This is a genomic window from Flavobacterium suaedae (genome assembly GCF_014642915.1).
GTDB classification, from domain to species: Bacteria; Bacteroidota; Bacteroidia; order Flavobacteriales; family Flavobacteriaceae; genus Flavobacterium; species Flavobacterium suaedae.
In genome coordinates, this window is record NZ_BMJE01000002.1 from 222,681 (window position 1) to 239,715 (window position 17,035).

18 protein-coding genes, 1 tRNA gene and 1 pseudogene are annotated in these 17,035 nt (G+C 33.0%); 19 read left to right on the forward strand and 1 reads right to left on the reverse strand.

The window, feature by feature from the left end:
- Position 1: 1 nt before the first annotated feature.
- The 12 genes and pseudogenes from IEW45_RS03950 to IEW45_RS04005 all read left to right on the forward strand — a co-directional run bounded on the left by IEW45_RS03950 (position 2) and on the right by IEW45_RS04005 (position 8,528).
- Positions 2-538, forward strand: coding sequence for a hypothetical protein (locus tag IEW45_RS03950; RefSeq protein WP_188619932.1), 537 nt, complete (start codon positions 2-4; stop codon positions 536-538).
- Positions 539-610: 72 nt separating this feature from the next.
- Positions 611-2,125: an RHS repeat-associated core domain-containing protein gene (locus IEW45_RS14860; RefSeq protein WP_308421025.1), complete on the forward strand. Its 1,515-nt coding sequence runs from the start codon at positions 611-613 to the stop codon at positions 2,123-2,125.
- Positions 2,126-2,143: 18 nt separating this feature from the next.
- Entirely contained in the window at positions 2,144-2,548 is a 405-nt protein-coding gene (locus tag IEW45_RS03960; RefSeq protein ID WP_188619933.1) for a hypothetical protein, read from the forward strand.
- A 190-nt stretch (positions 2,549-2,738) separates the two neighbouring features.
- Entirely contained in the window at positions 2,739-3,158 is a 420-nt protein-coding gene (locus IEW45_RS03965; protein ID WP_229665888.1) for an RHS repeat-associated core domain-containing protein, read from the forward strand.
- A gap of 79 nt (positions 3,159-3,237) precedes the next feature.
- Entirely contained in the window at positions 3,238-3,645 is a 408-nt protein-coding gene (locus IEW45_RS03970) for a hypothetical protein (protein ID WP_188619934.1), read from the forward strand.
- Entirely contained in the window at positions 3,642-4,256 is a 615-nt protein-coding gene (locus tag IEW45_RS03975; protein WP_188619935.1) for a hypothetical protein, read from the forward strand. Before IEW45_RS03970 ends, IEW45_RS03975 begins: the two co-directional genes overlap by 4 nt.
- A gap of 228 nt (positions 4,257-4,484) precedes the next feature.
- Positions 4,485-5,216 (forward strand): RHS repeat-associated core domain-containing protein, encoded by a 732-nt coding sequence (locus IEW45_RS03980; RefSeq protein ID WP_188619936.1) that lies wholly within the window; start codon positions 4,485-4,487, stop codon positions 5,214-5,216.
- A 169-nt stretch (positions 5,217-5,385) separates the two neighbouring features.
- Positions 5,386-6,043, forward strand: a pseudogene (locus IEW45_RS03985) (IS1 family transposase).
- Positions 6,044-6,704: 661 nt separating this feature from the next.
- Positions 6,705-7,007: a hypothetical protein gene (locus tag IEW45_RS03990; RefSeq protein WP_188619938.1), complete on the forward strand. Its 303-nt coding sequence runs from the start codon at positions 6,705-6,707 to the stop codon at positions 7,005-7,007.
- A complete protein-coding gene (locus tag IEW45_RS03995; protein WP_188619939.1) occupies positions 6,997-7,323 on the forward strand; it encodes an N-6 DNA methylase in 327 nt (108 codons plus the stop codon). The genes IEW45_RS03990 and IEW45_RS03995 overlap by 11 nt, the downstream gene beginning before the upstream one ends.
- Positions 7,311-8,168, forward strand: coding sequence for a hypothetical protein (locus tag IEW45_RS04000; RefSeq protein WP_188619940.1), 858 nt, complete (start codon positions 7,311-7,313; stop codon positions 8,166-8,168). The genes IEW45_RS03995 and IEW45_RS04000 overlap by 13 nt, the downstream gene beginning before the upstream one ends.
- Before the next feature lie 45 nt (positions 8,169-8,213).
- Complete coding sequence (locus IEW45_RS04005) at positions 8,214-8,528, forward strand: hypothetical protein (RefSeq protein WP_188619941.1); 315 nt, start codon at positions 8,214-8,216, stop codon at positions 8,526-8,528.
- Between the two features lie 618 nt (positions 8,529-9,146).
- Here the strand turns inward: IEW45_RS04005 and IEW45_RS04010 are convergent.
- Positions 9,147-9,219, reverse strand: a tRNA-Phe gene (locus IEW45_RS04010).
- A 119-nt stretch (positions 9,220-9,338) separates the two neighbouring features.
- Between IEW45_RS04010 and IEW45_RS04015 the strand changes: the two genes are divergently transcribed.
- From IEW45_RS04015 to IEW45_RS04045, 7 genes are all read left to right on the forward strand, one after another.
- The gene (locus IEW45_RS04015; RefSeq protein WP_188619942.1) at positions 9,339-10,076 is read left to right on the forward strand and encodes a type III pantothenate kinase; all 738 of its coding nucleotides are present in this window, start codon (positions 9,339-9,341) and stop codon (positions 10,074-10,076) included.
- A complete protein-coding gene (bamG, locus tag IEW45_RS04020; RefSeq protein WP_188619943.1) occupies positions 10,073-11,335 on the forward strand; it encodes a BamG family beta-barrel-assembly machinery protein in 1,263 nt (420 codons plus the stop codon). Before IEW45_RS04015 ends, bamG begins: the two co-directional genes overlap by 4 nt.
- Positions 11,336-11,346: 11 nt before the next feature.
- The gene (locus IEW45_RS04025) at positions 11,347-12,714 is read left to right on the forward strand and encodes a hypothetical protein (RefSeq protein WP_188619944.1); all 1,368 of its coding nucleotides are present in this window, start codon (positions 11,347-11,349) and stop codon (positions 12,712-12,714) included.
- 2 nt (positions 12,715-12,716) lie between these two features.
- Complete coding sequence (gene lptC, locus IEW45_RS04030) at positions 12,717-13,265, forward strand: LPS export ABC transporter periplasmic protein LptC (protein WP_188619945.1); 549 nt, start codon at positions 12,717-12,719, stop codon at positions 13,263-13,265.
- Between the two features lie 16 nt (positions 13,266-13,281).
- Positions 13,282-13,473, forward strand: coding sequence for a hypothetical protein (locus IEW45_RS04035; RefSeq protein ID WP_188619946.1), 192 nt, complete (start codon positions 13,282-13,284; stop codon positions 13,471-13,473).
- Between the two features lie 33 nt (positions 13,474-13,506).
- Positions 13,507-14,775 (forward strand): hemolysin family protein, encoded by a 1,269-nt coding sequence (locus IEW45_RS04040; RefSeq protein WP_188619947.1) that lies wholly within the window; start codon positions 13,507-13,509, stop codon positions 14,773-14,775.
- A gap of 91 nt (positions 14,776-14,866) precedes the next feature.
- Positions 14,867-16,966 carry a peptidylprolyl isomerase gene (locus tag IEW45_RS04045; RefSeq protein WP_188619948.1) on the forward strand — a complete coding sequence of 700 codons (2,100 nt, stop codon included), beginning with the start codon at positions 14,867-14,869 and terminating at the stop codon, positions 16,964-16,966.
- Positions 16,967-17,035 lie beyond the last annotated feature (69 nt).

The following is a 17,035-nucleotide window of genomic DNA, read 5'->3' on the forward strand; positions in this document are numbered from 1 at the left end:
AATGAATCAAGTAAAGTTTCTATCAAAAATTATTTTAATTGTATTTATAACTTACCTGTATGGGTGTAATTCAAAGAGAGACGAAAGTGTACCAAGAGAATCTGAGTATACGTCTAAGTTAGATAGTATTAGTATTATCTATTACAAATTAAATACGATTCCTAGATTTAATGAAGTAATTACACTCGAGCAAGAAAAAACTAAGAATTATTTAAAAGAAGTTTATTCTTATGATAAATTACAAGAAAATAAAGATTCAATATTTATTTATAAAGACTCTATCATTTTTAATACTAATAAAATACAGTTTTTAAACGAAAAAATTTATGAAAGCAGTCTCGGAAATATTACTGTTAGAAAGTATGTAGTAGATAATGTCTATAGTTCTTCAAACCTTTACTTTAATAATAAAAATGAGCTTTTAATGAGTAGATCAATTTCTTCAAATAATGTTGTTGAATATCATAATGACAGTACTCCTGAGAATATATACTCTTCAATTCTTAACGATTCTATTTTCTTTAGACCAGAATGGTAGTTTTGGTAATAATTCAAACTAGTTGATGAATACAACCGATGAATTTGAGTATATATCCAGTACAAAGACCATTTGGGTAATGTACGATTAAGTTATACAGGAACCCCGCAGGTAGTGGTGGATGCTAATTTTAGTAGCAGTACCGAAGGGTTTACAGCAAAAGGACTATCTGGTGCTACCTATTCAGCACAAATACAATATGGCGAATTAGTAGTAACTGCAAAAGAAGAATATGGAGGCGTAAGAAGAAACCTTGCAACCAATGCCACTGTCGGCGACGTATATGAAATAAGGCTGATAGTTGACCAGGGAACAACCGATGTAGTAAGGCTATTTATGAGTGAAGGAGGAGACCCCAATACACCGGAATGGCAAGAATATTTAATTCAAAATTTAGAGCCTGGTATTCAGGAAATTGATTTTACCTATGTAGTAACCGAAACAGGAAACTTGTCCTTAAATCTCGATAAAACTCCTGATAGCTCACTACTTAATGTAGAAACTAACTTTAAGATACTGGAAGCAGAAATTGAGAAGGTAAACTTCGAAATACTGGAAGAAAACAGTTACTATGCCTTTGGAATGAAGCATGAGGGATATAATGTTGTAAATGCTACTGATCCTGCCCTGAAGTATAAGTACAATGGTAAAGAATTGCAGGATGAGATGGGGCTTGGTTGGTATGACTATCAGGCACGTAATTATGACCCTGCACTAGGCAGATGGTTTAATGTTGACCCATTGGCAGAAACAAGTAGAAGGTATTCGCCATATACCTATGCGTTGGATAACCCTATTTACTTTATTGATCCTGATGGGATGGAGGCGGAATCTTCCAGTGTGGATATGGAAGTAGAGTATGATATGGGCTATGGCAGAAAAGCTACCGCCACAAGTAGTATTTCTAAAGTAGGTGGAACAGGCGTACTAAAAAATGATGATAAAGATGATATAATATTAAGAGCGAAAAACGCATCTACTGGAAATATGGAAGACATATACATTATTAAGTCTGATCTTATCGATGTTACTATAGAGAGCGAAGATATTGTTGTTACATCAGGTCATGACCCGATTTCAAATAGACAAAACCCATTTACTCCCATTGTAGATTATAGTAAACAGGTTGATCAAATCGTTCAATGCTTAACGGCTCTATTTGGAACTCCAGATGCTTATATAGTAAATTTTGCTGGAGAGCTAGTTGGAGGAGGAGGAATGAGTGCTTCAACTACAGTGGCAATTATTAATAGAGGAAAAGATGCAGGTGGGATATTTTTATATACCCCTACTGCTCCTGTTGCGGGTGTTGGTTTAAGTGTCGGTATAGGTTTTGAAGTAGGGGTATTATATTCAACTGGCTCCTCTTCTAACTTTAGTAGAAATAGCGTTGAAGGACTATCTGTAAATATAGGTGGAGGATATGGTCCAGTTAATGCATCTGGTTCTATGGGTATAAAAAGTTTAATAAATTGGACTCTGACAAGTTTTACTTTTACTTCTGGGACAGGAACTTCTTTAAGGTCAGGAGGTTCAGCTTCTATATCTGAAACTAAACTTCAAACTACATTAAGAAAACCTGATTAAATTAAAAATTAAATGATTATGAAATTTAGATATTACCTACTCCTATTAATTTTACTCCAAGCATGTGTGAAAAAACAGTCAGACATAACTATTGACTCCTCAAAAATAGATGAGATCTTAATAATAAATAAAGTTGATTGTAACCCTAATGGTGACTTTGTTAAAAGTAAAGTGGTTATAGATAATCCTAAAGAAATAAAGAAAATAGTGAAAGTTCTTTTTGATTCTAAATCAATTTCAGAAAGTGTTAACATGAAAGTTAATAATGGCTTTTTTGAAATTGATTTTAATGAAGGAAATAAGAATCATTATTATACAATAAATTACACTATATATGATGGTGTAATAGTCAGAAATGATTATAATGGAGAAAGGTATAAAAATGATGAATTGGAAGTATTGGTTTATAAACTTTTTCGATAGGTAGTGGTTCAAATTAGTTGATAGTCAATAAATGTTATTTGGTTTGTTGATTTTCAGTGAACTAAAATGAAAATAGGATTTAAGAAAGGTGTACAATTAGGTATACCTTTCTGCGATTATGAAACACGAAGGGTATAATGTTACAACCGCTACTGAACCTGCCTTGAAGTATAAGTGCAATGGTAAATAATTGCAGGATGAACAGGAACTTGGCTGGTATGACTACCAAGCAAGGAACTATGAACCTACTATAGGGCGTTGGTTTAATGTTGATCCATTGGCACAGACATCAAGAAGGTATTCGCAATATACCTATTGCCTTGATAACCCTGTTTACTTCATTGGCCCTGATGGGATGGAGGCGGAAGGCAGTGGTCTTGAAATTGACGATCTAGAGACAACTATTGATATAGGATATGGTAGGACAGCCAGTTCAAAAACCGCTACTTTTGGTTTGAGTGGTTTTGGTTCGAAAACTCAACTTAGTAAAAAAGGAGAAACAAAGTTAGACAGGCAATTAGATGCTGCTTTCCCTAAAACTGATTCAAACCCCGAAGGAGCAGATGGGCGTATTCAAGCAAGTCAGGAAAATTTAGATACAGTTTGTTGAAAATGTTCCAATTTTACATGATTTAAATGTATTACTTAATGTTGAACTTGTATTCAATTTACCGAATGCTCCAGGTGAAATGTTTACTGAAGCCATAACAGACTCTAGAAAGCGCGATAGTAAGACCGATAAGCTCTTAGAATATGAGTATAAGTCAGGGGCTAAACCGTACATGCATTATTACCGCTCAGCTTTTAGCTCATATAGAAATTTAGCTCATACGATATTACACGAGTTTGGTCACGTAACAAGTTATACGAAAGGCTATTTTTATTCAAACTATCAAAGCTTTGGAAAAAGCTATGCCATAAATGTTGATGAAGTTTATGCTTTTCAATTTGCAGAAATTCATGGAGGAAGATCTCCTAACCATCCGTATAATATTAATCATTATACTAAAAATTATGATGAAGTAAGTAAATATATGAATATGGATTCTAGTATAAAAAGAAGGCTTAATGAAAACTTTGATAAGACACACAAATGAAAAATTATAAATACTATTTTTTAGTTTTAGTTATGATTGCTTGTAGTTGTAATGGTAACCGACCGAAAGAAGAAGAATTGTTACAGAAAGGAACTGTAGTGATTCCTAAGAAGCAGAAATCTAATATATATAAATCAGACCCTCTAAATGCTTCAGAAAGCAAATCTACTTATAAGGTTTCTTATGAATTATTTGAAAAGCAGGGCAGTATAGAGAGTGTAAATGAATATATTTTGAATGTAAAGCAATTACAGTTTTCTGAAGCTCAAGTTTTTATTTATGAATATGAGTTTGCAAAAAGTGATACTTTAGAAATATATCAGGACTCGATTATATTTAATAGTACTGTAATCGATAAAATATCTTCTAAGAGTTTTAAATTAAATGATAGAACTGTTTTGGTAAATAAATACTTCTACTCTTCGGTTGGTGAAAATACGCTTGTTTCATCTAACTTATATATAGTCCCTTCAGAAGGTTTAGTTTTACAGAAAACTATTTCACAAAAGTCGGGGAGTGTTGAATATAATATTGGCTTAGAATTATTACAAAGGCAAATACAGAATGACTCAGTGTTTTTTAAATTCAAAAAGCCAAGTTTTGATAATTAGTTGTGATGGTAGGGTAGACGCTAATTTTAGTAGCAGTACCGCAGGATTTACAGCAAAAAAGTATATGGCACCTATTCAGCACAAATACAATATGGCGAATTAACAGTAACCGCAAAAGAAGAATACGGAGGCGTAAGAAGAAACCTTGCAACCAACGCCACTGTCGGCGACGTATATGAAATAAGGCTGATAGTAGATAGAGGTACGACTGATGTAGTAAGGCTATTTATGAGTGAAGGAGGAGACCCCAATACACCGGAATGGCAAGAGTATTTAATTCAAAATTTAGAGCTTGGTATTCAGGAAATTGATTTTATCTACGTAGTAACCGAAACAGAAAACTTGTCCTTAAATCTCGATAAAACTCCTGATAGCTCACTACTTAATGTAGAAACTAACTTTAAGATACTGGAAGCAGAAATTGAGAAGGTAAACTTCGAAATACTGGAAGAAAATAACTACTATGCCTTTGGAATGAAGCATGATGGATACAATATTGTAAATGCTACTAATCCTGCCCTGAAGTATAAGTACAACGGTAAGGAGTTAGAAAAGGAGCTAGGTAAAGATACTTATGCTTATGGGTGGAGGGATTACGACCCTGCACTAGGTAGATTCATGAAAGTTGATAGGTTTGCTGAAAAATATTATGATAACACTCCTTATGGTTATGCTAAAAATAATCCTATCTATTTTATAGATGTACAAGGTGATAGTGTAAAAGGAGTCTCAAAAAAATCAACGAGGAGGATTAGAAGAGAGATCAGAAAAACTTTTAAGAATAATAAAAAGTTAGCAGCATTATTTAAGACTGAAGGGAAAAAATTTAAAGGAATTTCACAGGATGACTTTGATGATGCAACACAGAATTCAAGTACTGATGAAAAAGCTCTTGCACAAGGTTATTTTGATGCAGTGAATTCAAAAGAAATACATACAGTTGGTAGTGGTTCAAATTAGTTGATGATTAATAAATGTTGTTTGGTTTATTGAAAATCAATAAACTAAAAAATGAATAGGATTTGAAAGAGGTGTACATAATTGTACACCTTTTTCTTTTCAATACAACTAAAAGGTTAAAAACGCGTTTTTCTCATCTTTATGGGTTCAATTAGTTGATAGAAAAATTATGAAATGTACAAGCTGTAAAATTTTTAGCTGTGAAAAATGGAAGACAAACCAACGGAAAACAACGTTACTATTGTAAAAGTTGTAAAAAGAGCTTTCAAAGTACATACTGCTATAAAGCATATAAACTTGAAACAAACACATTAATAAAGAGCCTGTTAAAAGAAGGTTGCGGTATAAGGAGCATCTCACGAATATTAGAAATATCGAAGAAAACAGTGCTTTCGAGAATGCTGACAATAAGTAACCAAATAAAACCTATAAATTTTACTAAACTTGGCTGTAAATTTGAGATAGATGAGCTTTGGAGTTTTATAGGCAGTAAAGCCAATGTAACATGGATAACCTATGCCATAGAAAGAGCTACTAAAAATGTTGTTGCTTTTTTTGTTGGTAACAAGTCAAAAGAAAATATTAAGACCTTAATTGACAAAGTTTTATTACTAAATCCAACAGCTATTTTTACCGATAAGTTAAATATCTATCCAAGTCTGATTCCAAAACCAATTCATAAACGATTTCAATATTGTACGAATACTATTGAAAGAAAGAATCTCACTTTGAGAACACACATAAAAAGACTAAGCAGAAAAACAATATGCTTTTCAAGGAGTAAGATTTATCTCGAAGCACACTTGAAAATTTATTTTTGGGGATGATTGTATAATTAAGGTACAAAATTAAGCTTTTCTATTTTATTGCAAATGTAAATTTTGAGAGGTACACAAGTAAAATAATTATATTACAATCTAATAATAGTACAATAGTACACGAAACAGTACATAATTTTCTATATATCAATTATATAAAAAGAACTAATTTTTGGGGAACACCAGACTCATAACCCGAAGGTCACTGGTTCGAGTCCAGTTCCCGCTACTAGGAAAATCAAGGATTCTGAGAAATCAGGAGCTTTTTTTTATTTCTCTGGTTAAACAATGGTTAAACAAAAAGTGGTTTTTAATGCAGTTATTTGGTGTTTTTTGATTCTTACTCTAAATTTTAAAATAACAAGAATTATTCAAGCTAAAGCCATCAACCAATTTACAAATCTTTCTTTTCAAGAAAATTTTTTATAAGAAAAGGAACACATGCCTCTATACCCATCATCAAAAAAAGGGCTAACGGTACGACTTATCAAACTCCGTAAAGATAAACTCAAAACGTTTATCTTTGCTTCCTTTTCTACCTAATAAGCAATCACCATTAAGTTGGCTTCGAAATTTTTCACATATAGTATTTATAGCTTTTTAAAAACTTTTTATTTTTTTCAGAGGGAAACCACTAAAATTGTAAATTGTATTACTTGATAAATAAAATATGCAAAATCAAAATATAAAAAATAAAGTACAGGCATTATGGGATAGACTATGGTCTGGAGGATTAGCTAATCCTATTACTGCTATTGAAAATATCTCTTACCTACTTTTCATGAAACGATTAGAAATATTTAAAAAAGGGTTGGAGGATGAATACAAATGGAGTTTTTACCACAAACTTGATGGAAATGATTTAGTGGCAAAACTAAATGCAGTTTTTGAATATATACAAAAGCAACTAGCTAATGAAGATGAGCCATTTGCTAAAGCAATGAAAAAAAGCTACCTTTCAGTTGGCAGATAAACCTTCTTTAGCAAAAGATGCTATTAAATACATTGATGAAATATATGAAGATATTGATAAAGAAATAGAAGAAAAGAATCAACACTTTCAAGATATACAAGGAGATTTGTATGAGTACTTATTAAAGCATACAAGCGAGGCAGGAAAAAACGGACAGTTTAGAACTCCAAGGCACATCATCCATTTAATGGCTGTTATTTTAGACCCAGATGTTGATGGTAAGATATGTGATTTGGCAAGTGGTCCTGCAGGATTTTTGGTCGGAGCATACCAACATATTACAGCAGAAATAATACTTCCCTTTTGTACGGATTAGAACTTAAATGCACCTCAAAAAATGGTTTAGCAACTATTCTTGATAAAGAAATTCTAGCAAATTCAGGTTCTATAAATGGAGTTATCGGATTTCAAATTAAGAACAAAAAGCATAATCGAAATAATCTTAAAACGTATATTAAATTAGAAATAGAGCACGATAGCTTGGTAAATTTAATTGAAGAGGAAGAAATTAAAATATCATCCCACGTATCAAAAATGGTTGTAAATGGAGTTATTACTAAAGAAAAAGAGAACGAGTTTCTTAAATTTTTAATTGTAAAAAAAGGAGATAACCCAATATTAGATAAAATTAAAGAGATTATTACGAAACTTGATCGCCTTAATAATCCTAAAAAACCAGATGTGGATAATACAAAAAGACTAGAAGAAATTAATACTCAAATAGATGTCTTAAAAAACTCACTTATTATTGTAGACGACGTTTTAAACAAATATGCTACTTTTAATATCACTACTCTTAAAGATTCTGACTCAGATTTGATTTATCTACGCAAAAGCAAAAGTGATATTGTGTTTGAAATGAATGAATTAAATGAAAACCATAACATTTATAAAACTACACCTATTGATATTAAATTAGAAAAATATCTTGACCATACCACATGGAAAGATGCCAAAAAAGCTTTAGAAAAAATTATAGCTTATCGTAATAGCGAGAAGATTCAACTGAATAATCGATCTGTGAAATTAAGTATAGATAAAGATATTAAACAGTTGAGAATCTTATATAGCGCCTTGTTATGTACTCTTGAAAAATTTAAAGAAACAAAAGAACAATTAGATGAATTAATATCCAAGCAAATAGATTATGACAAGTATTAAATTTATGGTAAAGCTGGATTTATAGGGAAATCTTTTTTATATGATTTGGACAATGGAGCGTCAATTATAGACACCAGAACAGATATAGACACCAGAACAGAAGAAAGAGACTTTCAGGGAACGAGATTTGAAATTGGATGGACATATCAACTAAAGTCCTATAATTTCTTTGGAATAAATATATCAAAAGATTATACAGATAATTCTAGCTTATTAACGTCAACTACCTTCAAATTCAAGACAGTAGACGACACGGTAACGCCTAATTTAGAAACTTCCGACGAAATAACTGTTTTGGCAGATCCCCATGACCGTTATAATAAATACCAAATAAGTACTAAACTACAGAACTACTCATAGGCGAGACCATTGTATGCATTTTAAAATTCACTCACAATAGCAATATTTGAAATTTTTACAATCTAAAATGCAATTCAAAAATTAAAACTTAGCTATCTCAATTCTTCATTCTAACTGAAATACTAACTTTAGCATATGGTATTCAATGAAAGTACTTAAAAGAGTGTTTGAGGGGGGGGGACACGTAATTCTATCAGTATTGGAATTGGAAAAGATTGAGTGGGTAAACTATAAGAATTGAAACCTAAATCTATTCTACTGCTCAAGAAGCGCAAAAGGTAAATTACTGGTGACCTCATTCTGTATTTCCTTAAAACTCATGAGCATCATTTTCTTTTTCAAGCTTTTTGGTGATTCTTTTCTAAAAAAATCATAATAACAATGCCTGACCTTGGATAGGGGCAAGTATTTAGCTTTATACTGATTTGAGAGTTGAAAATGAAATAATACTAAGCTTATAAAAATATCTATTTACAAATGTCAAGCATGTTTTTTTAACAAAGTTAAATGAGTTCAAAATGAACCATTTAAGTCCAGTTTTTTGAAACGTATTTTCCGACGTAAAAAACAAAACCCTTTGATAACTTATTTGTTTTCAAAGGGTTATTTGAATTAAAGTGGTACCTCCAGGAATCGAACCAGGGACACATGGATTTTCAGTCCATTGCTCTACCAACTGAGCTAAGGTACCGTATAACTGGCAAGTGTTATGCCGTTATTGCGGGTGCAAATATAGAACCATTTTTATATTATCCAAAACAAAAAATAAAAAAAATCAATTCGTACTTTTGCAATTCTAATTGTTTATAAATGCTATTAGCTATTGATGTCGGCAATACAAAAATTAAACTTGCTGTTTTTGAGGGAGATGTCCTGATTTTAAAATCAGCATTTGAAAAAATAGAAGCCGAAAAAAAAATAAAAAAAATTTTTCAAGATTATCCCGAGGTTACTAATTCTGTACTTTCTTCAGTAGGGGAAGAGGATGTTCAGTTGTTACAATGGTTAGAAAACCATAGTAATTTGTCCGTCATAAACCATACATCACTATTTCCTTTTGTAAATAAATATGTTACCCCTGCTACTTTAGGTATAGACAGGATGGTGCTTGCTGCGGGTGCAGTATTGACTTACCCCAAACAAAGCCGATTAATTATTGACGCGGGAACTTGTGTTACGTATGATTTTGTTGATGCCGAAAACACCTATTTTGGAGGCGCTATATCGCCCGGATTACGCTTGCGTTATGAAAGTTTACATAATTTTACAGCAAATCTTCCGTTGTTATACCCTGAAACCCCTGAGCGTTTTATTGGTGACTCTACCAAAAGTTCAATACACTCGGGTGTGGTAAACGGTTTACTGTATGAAGTAGAAGGCTTTATAGCAACGTGTAAAGAGCAGTATCCTGATTTAAAAATAATATTAACAGGAGGTGATGCTGAATTTTTGGCTAAAAGTTTAAAAAGCACCATATTTGCCAATTGTAATTTTCTGTTAGAAAGTCTTAACAAACTATATTTATATACTATACAAAATCAAAAATGATTAAACGATTTATTGTAAGCATCTGTTTGCTTTTCTCTGTTGTACTATTTGCTCAAAAAAATAGCGCTTCTCCTTACTCTTATTACGGTATTGGCGATGTAACGTTTAAAGGAACTGTAGAAAACAGGTCTATGGCAGGTTTAGGAATAATTCCTGATAGTGTTCATATCAATCTACAAAACCCGGCATCATACAGTTCGCTTGTTTTTACAGCATTATCAATAGGGGGTAGTACATCTTCTACTACTTTAAAAACTTCAGCAGGTGAAGATGATGCCAGCAGAACAACATTGGATTACTTAGCGGTGGGTGTGCCTGTAAGCGATAAGTTTGGTGTAGCTGTTGGTCTTGTGCCATATAGTGCAGTAGGTTATAAAGTAGAAAGTACTACGGTTGAAGATGGTTTTGAGAAGTTTAGACAGTTTGAAGGAGATGGCGGTTTAAACAGGGTTTTTGCAGGTGTGGGTTATGATGTAAACTCTAAACTGAGTATTGGTGCAGATGTACAGTATAATTTTGGTAATATAGAAACAAAATCTATTACAGGGTTGCCAGGAATATCATTACAATATCCAACCAGAGAGTTAAATGCAGCTGATTACAGTGGTTTTTCATTCAACTTCGGGGCAACCTACCAAACAAAAATCAAGGAAAAGTATGATTGGTATACCAGCGCTACTTATACTCCTCAGGCTAATTTAAGCAGTACAATAGATAGAAATATTGCAATTGTAACATTTACCAATTCGGGTAGTGAGATTATAGTTGATCAGATAGACATTACGGGCGAAGACGGAGATGTTAAATTACCATCTAAATTTAGTGTGGGTACAGGTCTTGGTAAAAAAACAAGATGGTTTGTTGGTACAGAATATACTTTTCAGGAAAGTAATGAGTTGGGTAACAGGTTTGATAATGTAACGAATGTTGAGTACGAAGGTTCTCATAAAATGGCTTTAGGCGGTTATTTTACACCGCAGTACCGTTCTTACAATAGTTACTTTAAAAGAGTAACGTATAGGGCAGGTTTACGATATGAAAAAACAGGTTTGGTAATTAACGGAGAGTCTATTAATGATTATGCTTTATCATTAGGTTTTGGTTTCCCTGTTAACTATCTTTCTTCTAATATAAATCTCGGTATAGAATTTGGACAAAGAGGTACTACCAGTTCAGGTCTTGTTCAGGAAAACTACCTAAATTTCTCTGTAGGACTTTCATTAAATGACCGCTGGTTTGTGAAGAGGAGGTATAACTAAAAGTAAATACTATGAAAAAGATATTGGCTTTTTTAGCAATCGCAGCAAATGCTGTGCTTTATACAGCGAGCGCTCAAACGGACGAATGCGAACAGAAGTTTGAAGCATATGAACTTAATATAAAATCACGTTTGTATGATAATGCAGAAAGTCAATTAGAAAATTTAGTTAAACAGTGTGCTAAATACAGTCCTGAAATTTATACCTATGGCGAAGAGCTGTATTTATATAGAATAGAGTCTGCAAGAACTAAAGATGGTAAAAGTGAAAATATTACTGCGCTTTTACAGCTTTTTGATGATTACGAAAAAAACTTTCCTGGAAACGGTAGTGTGGTAAGGAAAGCTATGTTGCTTAAAAAGTATGACCTTGCTAAAGACGATGAGGTGTATAAAATGCTGGATGGTTTTTACAAAACACATAAAGATAAGTTTGTTGATTATGATGCGCTACAAACTTATTTCATGCTATATCTTGAAAAATATGAATCAGGAAAAGGTACTATTACTATCCAAGATTTTATTGAAAAATATGCAGGTATAGCAGCACAGGTTTCTTATGCAAAAACTAAACTTTTAGAAGAGAAAGCAATACTTTTACAAAAGCAGCAATCAGAAATACTTACTGATAAAGAAAAGCAAACAGTTGAAAAGGCTGATAGGGTTGCAGATGCTTTAGATGCTGTTGCAGATAATATCAAAATATTAGCTTCTAAATATTTTTCTTGCACTGCACTTTCAGAATATTACAGCAAGGACTTTGATAAAAATAAAGAGAATGTAGCATGGTTACAAGCTGCTGCAACAGTGCTTTATGATAATAAATGCTATGATAGCGGAGTACTATATAAAATAGCCTCTGCCGCTTATAAACTAAAACAAGGTGCAGAGCAGGCATACATGATGGGTATGCTTGAAGTGAAAAACGGTAAGATTGAAGAAAGTATTCCTCACTTTGAGAAATCAGCTGCTATGCAGGCAGATGAAAGAGTAAAGGCAGATGAATACTACCATCTTGCTACATTGCTTAAAAATACTGATAAGACAAGAGCCAAACAGTATGCTTTAAAAGCAGCCGAAACCAATAAAAATTTTGGTAAGCCTTATATACTGTTAGCGAATATGTATTCTTCAGTAATAAAAAACGAGTGTAACCTTAATGATTTTGAGCGTAAAGCACTTTTGTTCCTTGCAATAGAAACTTTAAATAAAGCGGAGGTAGCAGAACCGAAGTATAAAGCTACCGTAACCGCTTTAAAAGAAGAGTATAGCCAAAACCTGCCAAGTAAAGATGAAGCTAAGGCAGCAGGATATAAAAAAGGTAAAGAAATTAAATATGGTTGCTGGATAAACGAAACTGTAAAACTACCAAAGCTATAGTAATGAAACGATTGTTTACCGGTTGCGTACTTATATTTGCAATGCTTTCGGCATTATTAGCTTGCGATAGTAGTTTTAAAGATGTGCAGCGAATTAATACTGTAGCATTTGCACCAGTTTCCAGTGCTGAGGATATTAATTTAAAATATACTGATTCCGGAAGGGTAAAGGCTATTTTAGTAAGCCCGCTAATGAAAGATTTTAGTAATCTGGAATATGGGTTTAACGAATTTCCTGACGGTATAAATGTTACACTTATTGATGATGACGGTAAAAAGAGTTATATTGTAGCAGATTATGCTATTACTTACGCTGAAACTGATATAATTGATTTGCAGGGGAATGTTAAGATAACGTCTGATAACGGGACGGTATTAGAAACAAGCCAGTTATATTACGACCAAAAAAATGAGTGGTTTTATACTGAAGAATATTTTAAATTAACCGATCCTGAAGGCGGTTATATTGAAGGTCCGGGCGTCGATTTCAGTAAAGATTTCAGTATTGTAAATGCACAGCAAAATACCGGAGAGATTAATAATGTAGAGTAGGAGAAATAAAATAAAAATGAAATACTTTAAAATAACAGCATACCTATACTTAATAGCTTCTGCATTTTTTGTTTACAGAGGTGTTGAAACTTTAATGGCAGAAGAAGAATGGCAAAAATCTATTATTTGGTTTTTAATAGCGGGTTTAAGTTTATTCTCATTCTTTTTTAGGTTAAACAGAGCTAAAAAGTTTGGCGATAAAAAATAAGCTGTAAAAAAGTAACACTACACATATCACACTATGGAAGTTGCGATAATTATAATCTGTCTTCTGCTTTCGGCTTTTTTTTCCGGTATGGAGATAGCTTATGTATCCTCAAATAAAGTCTATTTGGGTGTAGAGCGCCAGCAAACAGCCTTAACTTCCAAAATACTTTCAAAACTTACCGAAAACCCTGTGCAATTTGTTACCTCCATGCTTATAGGTAACAGTATAGTTTTGGTTATATACAGTTATTACATGAGTAATGTTGTAATGCGGTATATAGCCTATTTAGGGTGGAGTATTCCTTCTTTTTACAATACGCTGTTGCAAATAGTAATATCATTATTCGTAATACTTATAACAGCCAAGTTTCTTCCTAAAGTTTTTTTTCAGGTATATGCCAATACACTAATTAAGTTTTTTGCTATTCCTGCATACATTTTTCATTTCATTTTTTACTGGGTTTCCTATTTTGTAATAGCGATTACTGATTTTATTTTAGTAAAAGTACTTCGTACAAAAGGCGGTTCAGAACAGCCATATTTTACAAGGGGTGAGCTAGGTAACTATATCACGGAGCAAATGGATGGTATAGACAGTCAGGAAGAGATGGATTCTGAAATACAGATATTTCAAAATGCGTTAGAATTCTCTGATTTGAAAGCCCGAGAAGTTATGACACCGCGTACCGAAATAGCTGCGGTAGATTTAAATGATACTATAGAAGAGCTTAAAGAACTTTTTGTAGAAACAGGTTATTCTAAAATTATAGTATATAAAGAAACATTAGACAATGTTATCGGTTATGTGCATTCTTTCGAGCTTTTTAAAAGGTCAGGTAGTACTATAAAAGAAATGATGCTGCCTATTGAGTATGCGCCTGAAACCATTTACATAAAAGAATTACTTAATATTTTAACCCGAAAGCATAAAAGTATAGCAGTAATATTAGATGAGTACGGAGGGACTTCGGGTATTATAACAGTTGAAGATATAATAGAAGAGCTTTTCGGAGAGATAGAAGATGAACATGACGACGAAGGAGAACTTGTAGAGAAGGATTTAGGTGATTGTAAATACCTTTTTTCAGCAAGATTGGATGTAGAATATGTAAATGAAAAATACGGATTAAACCTACCCGAGAGTGATTCTTATGCTACACTTGGCGGGTTTGTGGTTCATAATACGAAAGAAATACCAAAGCAAGGCGGTAAGATAAAAGCCGAGGGGTATGAAATTACCATTGAGGAAGCATCTAACAAAAAAATTGAAATTATAAAAATTACACCCTTGCAGGAGAAGTAAAAAAACTTTAGAAAATATAACACACTACTTTTATTATTAAAGAGATAATTGTATTTTCGCCCACTGAAATGAAATTTTAACAACAAAAAAAATGGCGGTTTTATCGAAAATTAGGCAGCGTTCATTACTACTGATACTTGTTATCGGGTTCTGTTTACTTGCATTTATAATAGGTGATATTATAAATAGCGGAGGCTTTGGAGTAACTAAAAACATAGGTAGTGTAAATGGTACCGATATACCTGCAAGAGAATTCTTAGAGAAAGTAAGTAATGCTCAGCAAAGACAACAACGATTAACGCCTACACAGGCTGCTAATATTATTTGGAACCAGGAAGTAGAGAGGATTCTGTACGAAGAGCATATTGAAGATACAGGATTAAGAGTGGGAGAAAACCATGTGTACAACATGTATGGACAAAGCCCTCAGTTCCAAAACGAACTTGGTCAGTTTGACAGAGCAAAACTTAATAAGTTTTTTGTAGATACTAAAAACAATGACCCTGCACTATGGCAGCAAATTCAAAATAATATACCTGCTGTAGAAGATGCTGCTAAAAAGCAACTTTATATTACAATGGTAAAAGCAGGTTTTGTAGCTACAGAGTTTGATGGAGAGTCAAAATATAAGCTAGAGAACGATAAAGTTTCTTTTGATTATGTTTATGTACCATATACTACAGTAAATGATGATGAGGTTGAAGTTTCTGACGAGGAAATTAAATCATACATGCAAAAGCACGAAGATGAGTACAAAGCAGACGCATCTCGTGATATTGAGTATGTTCTTGTAGAAAACAAAGCATCAAAAGAAGATGAAGCTAACATCAGAGAAGATGTTAACCAAATGCTTTCTTCAAGAGTTGTGTATAATGAGCAGACAAAAGCTAACGATACTTTACCTGGTTTTAAAGGGGTAAGTAAAGAGAAAATCAAAAGTTTTGTAGACAATAATTCAGAAATTGCTTTTGATACTACTTATGTAGTTAAAAAGAATCTTCCTGTAGATTATGCAGAGCAAATATTTAATTTGCAAGAAGGAGAAGTATTTGGTCCTTACAAAGACGGTGAGTACTACAAGTTAACAAGAGTAGTAAACAGAAGACCGGGTGCAAATGCAAAAGTGAGTCATATACTTATTGCTTATGACGGAAGCCAGACACCAAAAGAGGTAAACAGAACTAAGGAAGAAGCAGAAGCGAAAGCTAATGAATTACTTAAAAAAGTAAACGCTAACCCTGATTCTTTTGCTGATTTAGCTAAAGAAAACAGTGATGATACAGGTTCTGTAAACAACGGTGGCGTGTATGATGATGTTTACAAAGGGCAAATGGTTCCTGAGTTTGATAAATTTGTATTTGATAATCCTGTAGGTAAAACAGGAGTTGTAGAAACTGATTACGGTTTCCACGTAATAAAAGTTCTTGATAAGTACGAAGGTGTACAGGTTGCTACTATAGCTAAAAAGATACAGCCATCTGAAGATACAGTAGATGATTTATTTACTAAAGCGACTAAGCTGGAAATGGATGCCGGTTCTGAAACTGAAAAATCTTTTGAAGACTTAGCTAAAGAAGCTGATTTAGAAATTGCGGTTGCTGAAAACTTAGGCAAGAATGAAGAAAACATTCGTGGTTTAGGAGCGCAAAGAACAATTGTAAAATGGGCTTTTGCTGAAGATACTGAAGTAGGAGATGTTAAGAAATATGACGTTTCTCAAGGATATGTAATAGCAAGATTAAAAGCTAAGAGTGAAGACGGATTTATGTCTGTTGAATCTGCAAAAGATAAAGTGCTTCCTATCTTAAGAAATGAAAAGAAAGCAGCTAAGATTAAAGAGAAAATGCAAGGTGATACACTTGAAGCTGTTGCTCAAAAAGCAGGTTCAAGCATCGCTAAAGCACAAGATATAGCATTAGCACGTCCTTTAGTACCAAAAGTTGGTAACGAGGCTAAAGTGGTAGGTAGAGCATTTGCATTAGGAGAAGGTAATACTTCAGGCCTTATAGAAGGCAATACAGGTGTGTTTATGATTAAAACTACAGGTATTACTAAAGCAAAAGAATTACCTAACTATAATGCAATGGTAGCAAGTATTCGTTCTAAAGACAGAGCGGGTGTTCAAAACAGACTTACTACAGCGCTTAAAGAAGATGCTGATATAGAAGATAACAGATCTGAGTTTAACTAATCAGTTGCTGTACAGATAAAAAAAGACCTGCTAAACAGCAGGTCTTTTTTTATGCTTATTTTTTTTATG

What these genes read in the sequence shown, in the direction of transcription:
- bamG (WP_188619943.1), top strand. Translation starts at nt 10,073, where the DNA reads ATGATTAAACGATTTATTGTAAGCATCTGTTTGCTTTTCTCTGTTGTA.
- IEW45_RS03980 (WP_188619936.1), top strand. Translation starts at nt 4,485, where the DNA reads ATGAGTGAAGGAGGAGACCCCAATACACCGGAATGGCAAGAGTATTTA.
- IEW45_RS04025 (WP_188619944.1), top strand. Translation starts at nt 11,347, where the DNA reads ATGAAAAAGATATTGGCTTTTTTAGCAATCGCAGCAAATGCTGTGCTT.
- IEW45_RS04035 (WP_188619946.1), top strand. Translation starts at nt 13,282, where the DNA reads ATGAAATACTTTAAAATAACAGCATACCTATACTTAATAGCTTCTGCA.
- IEW45_RS03970 (WP_188619934.1), top strand. Translation starts at nt 3,238, where the DNA reads ATGTTTACTGAAGCCATAACAGACTCTAGAAAGCGCGATAGTAAGACC.
- IEW45_RS03975 (WP_188619935.1), top strand. Translation starts at nt 3,642, where the DNA reads ATGAAAAATTATAAATACTATTTTTTAGTTTTAGTTATGATTGCTTGT.
- lptC (WP_188619945.1), top strand. Translation starts at nt 12,717, where the DNA reads ATGAAACGATTGTTTACCGGTTGCGTACTTATATTTGCAATGCTTTCG.
- IEW45_RS03990 (WP_188619938.1), top strand. Translation starts at nt 6,705, where the DNA reads ATGCAAAATCAAAATATAAAAAATAAAGTACAGGCATTATGGGATAGA.
- IEW45_RS04015 (WP_188619942.1), top strand. Translation starts at nt 9,339, where the DNA reads ATGCTATTAGCTATTGATGTCGGCAATACAAAAATTAAACTTGCTGTT.
- IEW45_RS03960 (WP_188619933.1), top strand. Translation starts at nt 2,144, where the DNA reads ATGAAATTTAGATATTACCTACTCCTATTAATTTTACTCCAAGCATGT.
- IEW45_RS04045 (WP_188619948.1), top strand. Translation starts at nt 14,867, where the DNA reads ATGGCGGTTTTATCGAAAATTAGGCAGCGTTCATTACTACTGATACTT.
- IEW45_RS03950 (WP_188619932.1), top strand. Translation starts at nt 2, where the DNA reads ATGAATCAAGTAAAGTTTCTATCAAAAATTATTTTAATTGTATTTATA.
- IEW45_RS04040 (WP_188619947.1), top strand. Translation starts at nt 13,507, where the DNA reads ATGGAAGTTGCGATAATTATAATCTGTCTTCTGCTTTCGGCTTTTTTT.